The sequence below is a fragment of the Ralstonia flaminis genome, assembly GCF_958415495.1.
GTDB lineage: Bacteria > Pseudomonadota > Gammaproteobacteria > Burkholderiales > Burkholderiaceae > Ralstonia > Ralstonia flaminis.
Window position 1 is genome coordinate 93,586 of record NZ_CATZLL010000012.1, and the last position, 13,544, is coordinate 107,129.

Genomic DNA, 13,544 nt, shown 5'->3' on the forward strand with positions numbered 1-13,544 from the left:
AGCCGTGCACAGGAAAAAGGGCGGCCGAAGCCGCCCTCAGGCAATGCGCCGGCGGTTACCCGCCAGTAGAGCGCTTACTGTTGGTCAGCGCCGCTTTGCACGCGGCCGGTCTCAACCAGGATCATCGGACCTTGCTGGATCGGCGGCAGCGGCTTGCGCTCACGCGGCACGCGCGGCGGCGTGACGGTGCGGGCAGCCTCTTCCTGCGAGGCTTGCAGCTTCTGTGCGTCCGTGTGAACCCACGTCATGCCGACGTTGGTCACCACGCTTTGCAGCGTTTCGACGGACAGCGGCGCAGCCTTGGCGATCGTGCTGACCGGTGCCGGTGCAGCGGCCATTGCAGTTGCGACAGCAGCTTTGGCAGCTTCAACTGCAGGGGCAGCCACCACCACGGCCGGTTCAGTCGGCTGCACAGCAGGCGCGGCAGCGACCGGTGCCACGGCGTCAGCCGCAAGCACGGGCTCCTGGACCACCGGGGCCGGCGCCTCGACCGGTGCGAACGAGGCGGTCTGCACCGGCTCAGTCACGGTCGTGTGCGGTGCCGGCTCGGCGGGCTGGTTGCCTTCAGGCGCAGCATGCACTTCGGTTTCTGCGATGGCGCTTTCGCTGCCTTCCGCGTCGTCTTCACCTTCCGCGCGCACGCCTTCTGCGCCTTCACGGTCACGGCGATAGCGGTTGCGGCCACGACGGCCACGGCGGCGGCGTTCTTCGCCCTCACCGTTGCCTTCTGCGCCCGGCACAACGCCTTCCGCGGTCACGGCTTCCGCCGGCACCGTGGTGTCGAGCAGGGTTTCCGGCACTTGCGGCGCGGCTTGATCGATCAGGCCTTCAGCGGCCACGGCAGCGGCTTCCTTGGCTTGTTGATCACGCTCGCGGTTTTCACGCGGCTCGCGCGGTTCGCGGGTCTCACGACCTTCACGGCCCTCGCGGGCACCTTCGCGCGGCTGGCGCTCACGGCGTTCCTGATTGCGTTCGCGGCGGCCCTGGCCTTCACCGCGGGCTTCCTGACCCTGTTGCGGCTGACGGGCTTCAGCGGTTTCGCGTGCACCGCCTTCGATCTGGGCCGGCTGGCGGTTGCGGTCGCGATTGCCGCGTTGGCCGTCACGTTGACCTTCGCGCTGGCCTTGTTGTTGCTGGCCTTCGCGGGCTTCGTTGCGGTCACGGCCTTGGCGGTTGCCGTCGCGGCCACCTTGTTGCTGGCCTTGACCCTGGCGCTCGCCACGTTCCGCGCGTTCACCACGCTGGCCACGACCACCACGGTCTTGGCGATTGCCACGACCTTGGCGGTTGCCATCTTCCGCACGTTGCTTCGGTGCTTCGACCGGCGCTGCAACCACCGGCTCAGCCGGCTTGCCGCCGAACAGCGACTTCAGCCACGAGATGAATCCGCCTTGGGCAGGTACCGGCGCAGCCACTTGCGGGGCCGGGGTGGCTTCGGCGCGAGCTGGACGCTCCGGACGCGGCACCGACACCGGTGCGGGTTGTTCCGGCGTGATGCCCTTGACGGCCGCTTCCTGACGCGGCTTGGCCGCTTCCTTGCGGGTGCTGTAAGCGGTGTCGGCTTCCAGCTCCTTGGCGGCTTCCTCGGCCATCTTGTAGCTGGCCTTGGTGTCGTCCAGGCGCGGATCGTCGTGGCGCAGGCGCTCCAGCTTGTAGTGCGGCGTTTCCAGATGCTTGTTCGGGATCAGCAGCACATTGACCTTGAAGCGCGTCTCGATCAGGTTGATGTCCGGGCGTTTCTCATTGAGCAGGAACGCAGCCACTTCCACCGGCACTTGGCAGTGCAGCGCGGCGGTATTTTCCTTCATCGCCTCTTCCTGGATGATGCGCAGCACCTGCAGGGCGGACGATTCGGTATCGCGGATGTGGCCCGTGCCGTTACAGCGCGGGCAGGTGACGTGCGAGCCTTCCGACAGCGACGGACGCAGGCGCTGGCGCGACAGCTCCATCAGGCCGAAGCGGCTGATCTTGCCCATCTGCACGCGGGCGCGGTCGTGGCGCAGCGCGTCTTTCAGGCGGGTCTCGACGTCCTTCTGGGCCTTGCTCGACTCCATGTCGATGAAGTCGATCACGATCAGGCCGCCCAAGTCACGCAGGCGGAGCTGGCGGGCGATTTCGTCGGCGGCTTCGAGGTTGGTGCGCGCGGCGGTTTCCTCGATATCCGCGCCCTTGGTGGCGCGGGCCGAGTTCACGTCGATGGCGACCAGCGCCTCGGTGTGGTCGATCACGATGGCGCCGCCCGAGGGCAGCATCACCATGCGCGAATACGCCGATTCAATCTGGTGTTCGATCTGGAAGCGCGAGAACAGGGGAACGTCGTCGCGGTACTTCTTCACCCGATTCATGTTGTCGGGCATCACCACGCTCATGAAGGCGCGGGCCTGATCGTAGATATCATCCGTATCGATCAGGATTTCACCGATATCCGGCTGGAAGTAATCGCGAATTGCGCGAATCACCAGACTGGATTCGAGATAGATCAGCAGCGGCGCCTTGTTGTCGACGGCAGCGCCATCCACGGCCTTCCACAACTGCATCAGGTAGTTCAAGTCCCACTGCAGCTCTTCGGCCGAGCGGCCGATACCGGCGGTGCGGGCGATGATGCTCATGCCATCCGGCACTTCCAGCTGCGCCATGGTTTCGCGCAGTTCCTGGCGGTCTTCACCCTCGATACGGCGCGACACGCCACCACCACGCGGGTTGTTCGGCATCAGCACCAGGTAGCGGCCGGCCAGCGAGATGAAGGTGGTCAGGGCAGCGCCCTTGTTGCCACGTTCTTCCTTCTCGACCTGGACGATCAGCTCTTGGCCCTCAGACAGGGCGTCTTGGATGCGCGCGGTGCGCACGTCCACGCCGGCCTTGAAATAGGCGCGGGCGACTTCCTTGAAGGGGAGAAAACCGTGCCGCTCTTCGCCGTAATTGACGAAGCAGGCCTCCAGCGACGGTTCGATGCGGGTGATGACACCCTTGTAGATGTTGCCTTTGCGCTGTTCGCGCCCGGCGGTTTCGATGTCGATGTCGATCAGTTTCTGACCGTCGACAATGGCAACGCGCAATTCTTCCTGCTGCGTCGCATTGAACAACATGCGTTTCATTGCAACCTCACTCCAATGCCGTGCGAGCACGGCGCTTCATGGAGCACGCGAAGGCGGAGCGGGTGGTCAAAGAATTGCCGGAGTGTCGACCGATAAAAAGACGGTACGACGGGGCACGGGCGAAAGAAATGAGGACATTACACGCGTCACCATGGATGTCAGGGCGGAGTTCGCGGACGCGGTTGGCGTCCTGTCGCGCGTCCTGTCACTCGTGCCACGGGCCCAACGCGTTGTGCGGGTGGGCCGGCGGCGGCGAGTCGCGTGAAGCGACCACAAAGAGCGAATAGACGGCGCGGCGTGTCCGGGCGAAACCCGCGGCGGGCGAATCGGGCGGCGTGCTGCTTGTTGGAGTTTTGCCGCCGGACCGCATGGCAACGCGGTAACCGGATACTGAGCCGGCCGGCACCAACTATGGTGCGGCAAGGGCTTCTTTCACCAAGCGGGCGCCGTATGGAGACCATGTGGCGCCCGCTTTTGAATTCTGTTCTACCAGCTGCTCGTTCTACGCTGGCCGGTTTTGCCGACGTGATCTTTGGTTCACGTCCTGCGCAACGGGACAGCGGTGCGTGCTGCTTTCGTGCCGATTTGACCGGCCACGTGATTAGCTTTGTAACACAAGTGGGTGGGGAATCGGCACGTTCCGGACGGAAACGGTGGCTGTGTACAATACCTGTTGTTTCGTCCCGACCGGCTGTTGCTGGCGCCTAAACGACTGTCCAGCGAGAAAATTATATTGAAAATGAATGAGTTACGCCATCCATTTGATGGGCGCATTCAACAGGCCGCACGTGGCACTCTCGGTGACGCACTCGACGGCAAATCCGTCGCTTATGTTGAAGTCGGTGAAGACGCCGAAGGGCAGCGCATCGACAATTTCCTGATGCGCTTGGCCAAGGGCGTGCCCAAGAGTCATATCTATCGCATCCTGCGCTCCGGCGAAGTGCGCGTGAACAAGGGCCGTATCGACGCCGAATATCGCCTGAAACTCGGTGATCTGGTGCGCATTCCGCCGCTTCGAATTGCTCAGCAGGCGGAAGCGCCGCGCGCGGTGCCGGCGGCCGAATTTACGATCCTCTACGAAGATGCGCATCTGTTGGTGATCGATAAGCCGGCCGGCGTGGCGGTGCATGGTGGCTCGGGTGTCGCGTTCGGGGTGATCGAGCAACTGCGTCAATCGCGCCCGGAGGCCAAGTTCCTTGAGCTGGTGCATCGCCTCGATCGCGAGACTTCCGGTGTCTTGTTGCTGGCCAAGAAGCGCTCGGCACTGGTGGCGTTGCATGAACAGATTCGCGAAGGTCAGCTCGACAAGCGCTATTTCGCTGCGGTAAAGGGCGTCTGGCCGCACAAGCGCCAGCACATCAAGTCGCCGCTGCACAAATTCACGACGCCCGAAGGCGAGCGCCGCGTGCGCGTGCAGGCCGACGGGCAGCCGTCGCACACGATCTTCAACAAGGTTGGGGTGTTTGGGCCTTACACCCTGCTGGAGGCCGAGTTGAAGACCGGCCGCACGCACCAGATTCGGGTGCACCTGGCGCATGCGGGGTTTCCCATTCTTGGCGATGACAAATACGGCGATTTCGCGCTCAACAAGGCGCTGTCGCGTGCGAACGCTTCGCCGCGGCTGGGGCGGATGTTCCTGCACGCACATCGGCTGCAGTTGACGCACCCGCATAGCGGTGAAATCGTCACATTCAATGCGCCGTTGCCGGCCGAGTGCTCCGATTTTCTCAACGCTTTCCAATCTCCAAGCCCCGATTCCGATGCCGCAGCAGCGCTTTGACCTGATCGTCTTCGACTGGGACGGTACCTTGATGGATTCGACGTCGGCCATTACCCGGTCGATCCAGCTTGCGTGCCGGGATCTCGATCTGCCCGTGCCGGATGATGCGCATGCCAGCCACGTGATCGGTCTGGGTTTGCGTGACGCGCTTGAATACGCCGTACCGACGCTCGACCCGGCGGACTACGGCAAGCTGGCTGAGCGTTATCGCTTTCATTACCTCAGCCGCGATTCGCAACTGGTGCTGTTTCAGGGTGTGCGCGAGATGCTCGATGCACTGCGTCGCGAGAACTATCTGCTGGCTGTAGCGACCGGCAAATCGCGTATCGGCCTGCAGCGTGCGCTGGAGGTCACCGGTTTGTCTGGCGTGTTCGACAACACACGTTGTGCTGACGAGACGTTCTCCAAGCCGCATCCGGCGATGTTGCTCGAGCTCACGCGAGACCTCGGCATGGATGTCGGGCGCACGCTGATGATTGGCGACACCACACACGATTTGCAGATGGCCGCCAATGCAGGTGCTGCCGGTGTCGCCGTCACATACGGCGCGCACCCTGCCGATGTACTGCATGCGCTCACGCCGCTGTACTGCGCTCAATCGGTCGCTGATCTGCACCGCTGGCTGACCGACCATGCCTGAAATGACCGAGCCGGTTCGCATCTGCGAAAGCACCGCGCTGGAAGATGGCGGTCTGGGCGTGCGCTTCCCCGTGGAAGTGCGTGGGCGTACGGTGAGCGCTTTCGTCGTCCGCTACGCAGGCGGCGTGCATGGCTACCTGAACCAGTGCGCGCACGTGCCGATGGAGATGGACTGGCAGGAAGGTCAGTTTTTTGAAAGCTCCGGGCTGTATCTGATGTGCGCGACGCATGGCGCCATCTATGAGCCGGATACCGGTCGCTGTGTTGGCGGGCCGTGCCGAGGCTCGCATCTGTCCAAGCTTGATATTGCCGAGCGCAACGGCGAGGTCTGGTGGCAGCCCGATGCGTTGTTTCGTATGCCGGCGCCCACGGCGACGCCGATTCCACCGGCCTGATGGTGCCGTCCATCTTTTTGACCTCCTCGAACGTTCTCCACTTCGTTTATGACCGACTCGAATCCGCCGAAAAGGCCTGAAAACGCTCCCGAAGAGGGCGCCGGCAAACCGGAAGCGCTGGAAGTCACGCAGCATGCCGATCACCCGCTCGAGGCCGAGTTGCGTGACCCGGTCGCCGGCAAGCCTGCATCTGCGGCTCCCGCGTCGGCGCAGGCGCAGCCAAGTGGCTGGGAGCGCGAGGTGCTCGAAAAGGTGCTCATGGCGACGGTGCGCGAGCAACGCGCTGCCCGCCGCTGGCGCATCTTCTTCCGCTTCGTGTCGCTGGGTATCGTCGGCCTGATTCTCTGGGCGTTCGCAAGCTTCGAGGGCGAGACCGTCAGCACCGGCCGCCACACCGCTGTGGTCAACCTTGATGGCGAGATTGCCGCCAACACGAACGCCAGCGCCGAGAACATCAACGCCTCTCTTGAGGCGGCGTTTGCTGATGACAACACGGTCGGCGTGATCCTCAAGATCAACTCGCCGGGTGGGTCGCCGGTGCAGGCAGGCATGATCAACGACGACATCCGCCGCCTGCGCGCCAAGTACAAGAACATCCCGCTGTATGTGGTGGTAGAAGAGATGTGCGCTTCGGGTGGCTATTATGTGGCCGCGGCGGCGGACAAGATCTACGTTGACAAGGCCAGCATCGTCGGTTCGATCGGCGTGCTGATGGATGGTTTCGGCTTTACCGGCCTGATGGACAAGATTGGTGTTGAGCGCCGCCTGCTGACGGCGGGCTCAAACAAGGGGATGCTGGACCCGTTCTCGCCGCTGCCGCCGCAGCAGAAGCAGTACGCGCAGGACATGCTCAACGACATCCATCAGCAGTTCATCGACGTGGTCAAGCAAGGCCGCGGCAACCGTCTGAAGGACGATCCGACATTGTTCACGGGCTTGTTCTGGACCGGCTCGAAGGCGGTTGAACTGGGCTTGGCCGATGGGCTTGGCAGTGCGGATTTCGTGGCGCGCAACGTCATCAAGGCGCCGGATGTGGTCGACTACACCGTCAAGGAAAACTTCGCCTCGCGTGTTGCCCGCAAGCTCGGTACGGCGATGGGCGCAGGGGCCGTCAAGGCGCTGGCCTCGACGGGCCAGCTCAAGCTGCTGATGAAGGAGTAATCAGCGCGCCAGCAACGAGAAGATCGCTGGCCGTTTGTGCAAGTCCATGCGGTCGGCGCGCCAGTCGCTCACGGGCAGGGTCACCACCTGCTCGCTGGGGAGTGTCAGATCCACCGCGATGGAAAGCAGCGTGCCCGGCGCGCAACCCGCCTGGATGGCTTCCAGCAGCGCGCCGTTGCGGTACGGCGTCTCGATAAAGACCTGGGTTTGCCCCGCCGAGCGCGAAAGCTGCTCCAGCGCACGCAGCTTGGTCTTGCGCTCGGCTGCATCCACCGGCAGGTAGCCGTTGAACGCAAAGCTCTGGCCGTTCAGGCCGGATGCCATCACCGCCAGCAGAATCGAACTCGGCCCCACCAACGGCTTTACGCGCACGCCGTGCTGGTGGGCGAGGCGCACAAGGTTTGCACCCGGATCGGCAACGGCCGGCACACCGGCTTCCGACATCAGCCCCGCGTCTTGCCCGGCAATGACCGGCGCCAGCAGTGCTTTCAGTTCTGAGTCCGGCGTCTTGACGTTGAGTTCGCGGATGGTGATTTCCTGCAGCGGGCGCGCCAGCGGCGTGGTATCTGCCAGCTTCTTGAGCAGCGCGCGTGCGGTCTTGGCGTGCTCGGCAACGAAGTAGTCGAGCCGAGCAGTGATCTGCTGCACACCCGCGGGAATCACATCGGGCAGCGGGTCGGCCGCATCGCGCGAGCCGAGTGTGTTCGGGATGAGGTAAAGCGTGCCAGCCATGGCTTAAACGAAGAGAGGGTAGTGCACGTTGCGCAGCATGCTGGTCAGCGCGATGAGCGGCAGGCCGACCAGTGCGGTTGGATCGGACGATTCCACGCGCTCCAGCAGAGCGATGCCCAACCCTTCGGATTTTGCGCTGCCGGCCACGTCGTACGGGTGTTCCAGATGCAGATAGGCGTCCAGTTCGGCATCGGAGAGGTCGCGGAACGTCGCTAGCGTGCGGACATCTTCACTTTGATGTTGCCCGGTGCGGCCGTCGTACAGGCACAGCGCTGAATGGAATGTGACGGTGCGTCCACGCATCCAATGCAATTGAGCGAGTGCGCGAGCATGATCGCCAGGCTTGCCGACCTGCTTGCCGTCCAGCGTGGCCACCTGATCGGAGCCGATCACCAGTGCGCCTGGATGGTCCAACGCCACCTTCTCCGCCTTCTGCCGTGCCAAGCGCAGTGCGGTTTGGTCGGGCGATTCGCCGGGCGCGGGGGTCTCGTCAATGTTCGGCACCACGATTTCGAACGGCAGGCACAGGCGTTCGAGCAATTCCCGCCGATAGGGCGAGCTGGAGCCGAGAATCAGCGGCGGGCGCGAGGCAGAAGTCATAAGTGCTTGAAGATGCAGTGGTTTTTGAGCGAAAACCTTTTGACGTCAGAGGTTTTCGTTCGCTATAATCCCGCGTTTCGCGGTTTGGCCGCGCAGTGTCGCAAACCAGGCGCCCAGGCGCAAGATGCCGAAAGGTGTCGGGGTTCGCGCTCAGGGCGGCACAAATCAGGTTTCTCGCACGTATCAGCAACAGGCGGCAACGCGTTCAGCGGGTTCGATCATGAATTTTCGATCATTCGATCTTTTCGCGTTCATCCGCAGCGGAGAGCAGGTAAGCGGCACGGTCGCCCTGGCCGATATGCCCCGTCTGCTGGCCGAGCAAGCCGCCGATGCGCCGGTTGATGCCAGCAAGCAATTCCGTTGGCAGATGCAGGGTGCGGTGCGCGAGGAAGCCACCGCGGGTCAATCGGCCCGCCAGCGTCTCTTCGTTGATCTGGAGGTGGATGGCTCGGTCTGGCTGCAATGCCAGCGTTGCCTGCACGCCTACGAGCAATCGCTACCGGTGCGTACACGCCTGGAGGTGATGCGTTCGGAGGATGAGGCTGACGCCGCGCCTCTGGATGACGATGAGGCAGATGTCATTGTCGGCTCCCGCCACTTCGACCTGATCACGCAGATCGAAGACGAGTTGCTGCTGGCATTGCCGGTGTCGCCGCGTCATGCAGTCTGTCCGGATGAAGTCTTGCCGGAAGAAACGGAAGCGGAAAAGAAGCCGTCGCCGTTCGCGGTGCTGGCCAATCTGAAGACCAAACATTAGGCGTGCGCAGGGTTTGCGTGCGCTGATGGCAGTACGTTTCACACGCCTACCGGAATGGCTACGCTCCGGCTCCGTGTGATGTGATAAAATCGATCAAATTGCTTAGGAGTCAGTCATGGCTGTTCAACAAAACAAGAAGTCGCCGTCCAAGCGCGGCATGCATCGTTCGCACGACTTCCTCACCACGGCCCCGATCGCTGTCGAGCCGACCACGGGTGAAGTCCATCTGCGTCACCACGTGAGCCCGAACGGCTACTATCGTGGCCGCAAGGTTGTGAAGACCAAGAACGACTGATGCGATTTGCCAGGTCTCTGGCAAGCGCGTTGGGCTGGTCTGAACGCACAGGTTCATGATGCAAACAGAAAAGCGGCAAGCCAATTTGCCGCTTTTTTGTTGCGCAGAATTCGGCAAGGCGTGGTCGGGTTTGTGTACCATACGGCGCCTATGCTGAAGCCGCACGTGAAACCGCAACTCAGACTCGCATGACCATCAAGCTTGCCATCGACTGCATGGGTGGCGATCACGGCGTTGGCGTGACGATCCCTGCAGCGATCCAATTTCTCGCCGCACACGAAGACGTCGAAATGCTGCTCGTGGGGCAGCCCGATGCCATCGCAGCGCAGCTCAAGCGTCTTCACGCTACCGCGAATCCGCGCATCCATGTCGTCCCCGCCTCTGAGGTGGTGTCGATGGATGATCCGGTGGAGATCGCGCTGCGCAAGAAGAAAGATTCTTCGATGCGCGTGGCCGTCAACCAAGTCAAGGAAGGTGCCGCGCAGGCGTGCGTTTCCGCCGGCAACACCGGCGCCTTGATGGCCGTGTCGCGTTACGTTCTCAAAACGCTGGACGGTATCGATCGCCCGGCCATCGCCACCGCTATCCCGAACGAAAAGGGCGCTGGTACCACGGTGTTGGATCTCGGTGCCAACGCAGATTGCGAGCCCGCACACCTTTTGCAGTTCGCGCAGATGGCCTCGGCGATGGTGTCGGTCGTTGAGCAGAAGCCGCGCCCGACGGTGGGCCTGCTTAACATCGGCGAAGAAGTCATCAAGGGTAATGAGGTCGTCAAGCAGGCCGGTGAATTGCTGCGCGGCTCTGACCTCAATTTCTTCGGTAACGTTGAGGGCAACGACATCTTCAAAGGCACCACGGACATCGTCGTCTGCGACGGCTTTGTCGGCAATGTGGCGCTCAAGAGCACGGAAGGCCTCGCCAAGATGATCGGCGAGATGCTGCGAGAAGAATTCAGTCGCTCGTGGTTTACCAAGCTGCTCGCTGTGGTGGCGCTGCCGGTGCTTTCGCGTTTCAAACGCCGTGTTGATCATCGGCGCTACAATGGCGCCGCGTTGCTCGGCCTGCGGGGTCTCGTCATCAAGAGTCACGGTTCGGCCGATGCCTATGCGTTTGAATGGGCGATCAAGCGCGCCTACGACGCAGCGGCCAACGGCGTGATCGCCCGTATTGCGCAGGCGTTCGAATCGCACCACGACGCAGCGGGCGCTGCGCCGGTCTCCACTTCCACTCCGGCCGCCGACGCCGCTTGAGCGCGTTGCCCCCGAGTCAGCACTCACCCCACTGCACATGACACGTTACGCAAGGATCATCGGCACGGGCAGCTATCTGCCGCCCAAGCGGGTCACCAATCAAGAACTGGCTGCACAACTGGCCGAAAAGGGCATCGAGACGAGCGACGAATGGATCGTCACGCGCAGCGGCATTCGTGCGCGCCACTTTGCCGAGCCCGATGTCACGTGTAGCGATCTCGCCGTCCAGGCGGCCGAGCGTGCCATCGAGGCGGCTGGCATCGACCGCTCCGAGATCGACCTGATTCTGGTGGCGACGTCCACGCCAGATTTTGTGTTCCCGAGCACCGCCTGCCTCGTGCAGCAGAAGCTGGGCATCACCAACGGTTGCGCTGCGTTTGACGTGCAGGCCGTGTGCTCCGGCTTTGTCTACGCGCTGTCGACGGCCGACAAGTTCATCCGTGCGGGTGCTTACCGCAATGTGCTGGTGATCGGTTCGGAAGTGTTCTCGCGCATCATCGATTTCAGCGATCGCACGACCTGCGTGTTGTTCGGCGATGGTGCCGGCGCTGTGGTGCTCCAAGCCTCGGACGAACCGGGCATCCTGTCGACCGCATTGCACGCCGACGGCAGCCACGCCAATATTCTGTGCGTGCCCGGTAACGTGGCCGCGGGCGCGATCCAGGGCAGTGCTTTCCTGTACATGGATGGTCAGGCTGTCTTCAAGTTGGCCGTGACGGTGCTCGACAAGGTCGCCCGCGAAGCGCTGGCGGCTGCCGAACTTGAGGCCTCGCAGGTGGATTGGCTGATTCCGCATCAGGCCAACATCCGCATCATGCAGGGCACGACCAAGAAGCTGGGTCTATCGAACGAACGCCTGATCGTCACCGTTGACGAACACGGCAATACGTCGGCCGCTTCGATTCCGCTGGCACTCGATGTTGCCGTGCGCGATGGTCGCATCCAGCGTGGTCAGCACGTGATGCTTGAAGGCGTGGGCGGCGGCTTTACGTGGGGCGCCGCATTGCTGCGCTTCTGATCGACGAATTTCCAGAACGAACAATACGAGCCATGACATTCGCTTTCGTCTTTCCCGGCCAGGGTTCGCAATCGGTCGGTATGCTCAATGCGTTTGCTGACCATCCCGCGGTGGCGGCTACGCTGGCCGAAGCCTCCGATGCGCTGGGTCAGGACATCGGTAAGCTGATCGCCGACGGTCCGGCTGAAGAGCTGAATCTGACGACCAACACGCAACCGGTCATGCTGACGGCGGCAGTGGCTGTCTATCGTGCATGGCAGGCAGCGGGCGGCCCGGCGCCGACCGTCGTGGCGGGCCACAGCCTGGGCGAGTACTCGGCGCTGGTGGCAGCAGGCGCGATCGCCTTCAAGGACGCCGTGCCGCTGGTGCGTTTTCGCGCCAAGGCCATGCAGGAAGCCGTGCCGGTGGGCGAGGGCGGCATGGCTGCCATTCTCGGCTTGTCGGATGACGACGTGCGCGCTGCCTGCGCCGAGGCGTCGGCTGCTGGCGTGGTCGAAGCCGTGAACTTCAACGCGCCGGCCCAAGTGGTGATTGCTGGTGCCAAGGCCGCTGTCGAGAAGGCCTGCGAGATCGCCAAGGCCAAGGGCGCCAAGCGCGCGTTGCCGCTGCCGGTGTCGGCGCCGTTCCACTCGTCGCTGCTCAAGCCGGCGTCGGACCGTCTGCGCGAGTACCTCGCCAACGTGACCGTCAACGCGCCGGTCATCCCCGTTATCAACAACGTGGATGTGGCAGTGGTGAGCGATCCCACAGCCATCAAGGAAGCGCTGGTGCGCCAAGCTGCTTCGCCGGTGCGCTGGGTTGAGACCGTCCAGAAGATGAAGGCTGATGGCATTACCCGCGTGGTCGAATGTGGCCCGGGCAAGGTGCTGGCGGGTCTAGTCAAGCGTATTGATGGCGAAATCATCGGCGATGCGATCTTCGATCCGGCTTCGCTTGAGGCTGTGCTGGGCCAACTCAAATAATCAACGGGATTCGTATGACCCAAGCATTGAACAACCAAGTTGCGCTCGTCACCGGCGCGTCGCGCGGCATCGGTCGTGCCATTGCGCTGGAACTGGCGCGCCAAGGCGCGACGGTAGTCGGTACAGCCACGTCAGATGCTGGCGCGCAAGCCATCACGGCTTACTTTGCCGAAGCCGGTGTGAAGGGCGCAGGCGTGGTGCTCAACGTGAACGATGCTGCGCGCTGCGAAGCCGTCATCGACGAGACCATCAAAACGCATGGTGGCCTGAACATTCTGGTCAACAATGCCGGCATCACGCAGGACAACCTGGCGATGCGCATGAAGGACGAGGAGTGGGTGTCCGTCATTGACACGAACCTCTCCGCCGTGTTCCGCTTGTCGCGTGCCGTGCTGCGCCCGATGATGAAGGCGCGCGGTGGTCGCATCATCAACATCACCTCGGTGGTGGGCTCGGCGGGCAATCCTGGTCAGGCCAACTACGCCGCTGCCAAGGCTGGCGTGGAAGGCATGGCGCGTGCGCTGGCTCGCGAAATCGGCAGCCGCAACATCACGGTCAATTGCATCGCACCGGGCTTCATCGATACCGATATGACCAAGGTTCTGTCGGAAGAGCAACATACAGCGCTGAAGGCGCAGATTCCGCTGGGCCGTCTGGGCGCGCCGGAAGACATTGCCAGCGCGGTTGCCTTTCTGGCGTCACCGGCAGCGGGCTACATTACGGGCTCGACGCTGCACGTCAACGGCGGCATGTACATGGGATAAGGAAGCCGTCCCGGCGGCGATTGTGCAGGGTCTTGCGCATGCGCAGAATTCTGTGGAATCGCTGAATTAACAGGCTTTTAGCATCATGTTGGGCGC

At 62.9% G+C, this 13,544-nt stretch carries 13 protein-coding genes; 10 read left to right on the plus strand and 3 right to left on the minus strand.

From position 1 onward, the window contains the following. Positions 1 to 74: 74 nt before the first annotated feature. Complete coding sequence (locus tag R2N11_RS18275) at positions 75 to 3,095, minus strand: Rne/Rng family ribonuclease (RefSeq protein ID WP_316681906.1); 3,021 nt, start codon at positions 3,093 to 3,095, stop codon at positions 75 to 77. A 739-nt stretch (positions 3,096 to 3,834) separates the two neighbouring features. Between R2N11_RS18275 and R2N11_RS18280 the strand changes: the two genes are divergently transcribed. The 4 genes from R2N11_RS18280 to R2N11_RS18295 are packed head-to-tail and all read left to right on the plus strand — an operon-like array spanning position 3,835 to position 7,070. Continuing rightward, positions 3,835 to 4,875 carry an RluA family pseudouridine synthase gene (locus R2N11_RS18280; protein WP_316681908.1) on the plus strand — a complete coding sequence of 347 codons (1,041 nt, stop codon included), beginning with the start codon at positions 3,835 to 3,837 and terminating at the stop codon, positions 4,873 to 4,875. Then, the gene (locus tag R2N11_RS18285; RefSeq protein WP_316681909.1) at positions 4,856 to 5,515 is read left to right on the plus strand and encodes an HAD-IA family hydrolase; all 660 of its coding nucleotides are present in this window, start codon (positions 4,856 to 4,858) and stop codon (positions 5,513 to 5,515) included. The genes R2N11_RS18280 and R2N11_RS18285 overlap by 20 nt, the downstream gene beginning before the upstream one ends. Continuing rightward, on the plus strand, positions 5,508 to 5,909 hold the full coding sequence (locus R2N11_RS18290; RefSeq protein WP_316681910.1) for a Rieske (2Fe-2S) protein: 402 nt from the start codon (positions 5,508 to 5,510) through the stop codon (positions 5,907 to 5,909). The genes R2N11_RS18285 and R2N11_RS18290 overlap by 8 nt, the downstream gene beginning before the upstream one ends. A 48-nt stretch (positions 5,910 to 5,957) precedes the next feature. Further along, on the plus strand, positions 5,958 to 7,070 hold the full coding sequence (locus tag R2N11_RS18295; RefSeq protein WP_199030077.1) for a S49 family peptidase: 1,113 nt from the start codon (positions 5,958 to 5,960) through the stop codon (positions 7,068 to 7,070). Here R2N11_RS18295 and R2N11_RS18300 read toward each other — a convergent pair whose 3' ends face one another. Then, the gene (locus tag R2N11_RS18300; RefSeq protein WP_199030076.1) at positions 7,071 to 7,802 is read right to left on the minus strand and encodes an SAM-dependent methyltransferase; all 732 of its coding nucleotides are present in this window, start codon (positions 7,800 to 7,802) and stop codon (positions 7,071 to 7,073) included. It abuts the gene before it with no gap. 3 nt (positions 7,803 to 7,805) lie between these two features. Then, positions 7,806 to 8,402: a Maf-like protein gene (locus R2N11_RS18305; RefSeq protein ID WP_316681911.1), complete on the minus strand. Its 597-nt coding sequence runs from the start codon at positions 8,400 to 8,402 to the stop codon at positions 7,806 to 7,808. A gap of 220 nt (positions 8,403 to 8,622) precedes the next feature. Here R2N11_RS18305 and R2N11_RS18310 point away from each other — a divergent pair, with 220 nt between their 5' ends. From R2N11_RS18310 to fabG, 6 genes are all read left to right on the plus strand, one after another. Further along, positions 8,623 to 9,159 carry a YceD family protein gene (locus R2N11_RS18310; RefSeq protein WP_316681912.1) on the plus strand — a complete coding sequence of 179 codons (537 nt, stop codon included), beginning with the start codon at positions 8,623 to 8,625 and terminating at the stop codon, positions 9,157 to 9,159. A 115-nt stretch (positions 9,160 to 9,274) separates the two neighbouring features. Then, complete coding sequence (gene rpmF / locus R2N11_RS18315; protein WP_003268823.1) at positions 9,275 to 9,454, plus strand: 50S ribosomal protein L32; 180 nt, start codon at positions 9,275 to 9,277, stop codon at positions 9,452 to 9,454. A 188-nt stretch (positions 9,455 to 9,642) separates the two neighbouring features. Then, positions 9,643 to 10,704: a phosphate acyltransferase PlsX gene (plsX, locus tag R2N11_RS18320; protein WP_199030073.1), complete on the plus strand. Its 1,062-nt coding sequence runs from the start codon at positions 9,643 to 9,645 to the stop codon at positions 10,702 to 10,704. A 37-nt stretch (positions 10,705 to 10,741) separates the two neighbouring features. Continuing rightward, the gene (locus R2N11_RS18325; protein WP_316681913.1) at positions 10,742 to 11,722 is read left to right on the plus strand and encodes a beta-ketoacyl-ACP synthase III; all 981 of its coding nucleotides are present in this window, start codon (positions 10,742 to 10,744) and stop codon (positions 11,720 to 11,722) included. A gap of 32 nt (positions 11,723 to 11,754) precedes the next feature. Beyond that, positions 11,755 to 12,684, plus strand: coding sequence for an ACP S-malonyltransferase (gene fabD, locus R2N11_RS18330; protein WP_316681914.1), 930 nt, complete (start codon positions 11,755 to 11,757; stop codon positions 12,682 to 12,684). Positions 12,685 to 12,698: 14 nt separating this feature from the next. Beyond that, positions 12,699 to 13,448 carry a 3-oxoacyl-ACP reductase FabG gene (fabG, locus tag R2N11_RS18335; protein WP_199030070.1) on the plus strand — a complete coding sequence of 250 codons (750 nt, stop codon included), beginning with the start codon at positions 12,699 to 12,701 and terminating at the stop codon, positions 13,446 to 13,448. Positions 13,449 to 13,544: the final 96 nt, after the last annotated feature.